Here is a 267-nt window from a genome sequence, read left to right as displayed (position 1 = left end):
GGAGCGAGGCGACGAAGGCGCCGCCGAGCGAGCCGAGGCCGCCGACCACCACCACCACGAAAAGGATGGGGCCGAGCAGGCCAGCCATGTTCGACTGCGTCACGAGGGCCGGGCCGGCGATAACCCCGGCCACCGCCGCGAGCGCCACGCCGACGCCGAAGACCAGCATGAAGACGCGATCGACATTGTGGCCGAGCATCGACACCATGCCCGGATGGCTGAGTGCCGCCTGGACGACCAAGCCGATGCGCGTGCGCTTGATCACGA

General features: G+C 69.7%; 1 protein-coding gene. It reads right to left on the bottom strand.

What is annotated here, in order from left to right; all coding sequences use genetic code 11:
• Nucleotides 1-267 (bottom strand): ABC transporter permease subunit (locus tag WDW90_RS39675; RefSeq protein ID WP_431311233.1); only part of this gene is annotated, 267 nt, incomplete at both ends.

The sequence above is a fragment of the Methylobacterium nigriterrae genome, from assembly GCF_037106235.1.
In the GTDB taxonomy this organism is placed as follows: domain Bacteria; phylum Pseudomonadota; class Alphaproteobacteria; order Rhizobiales; family Beijerinckiaceae; genus Methylobacterium; species Methylobacterium nigriterrae.
This window is presented reverse-complemented; position numbering and strand designations above follow the sequence as displayed.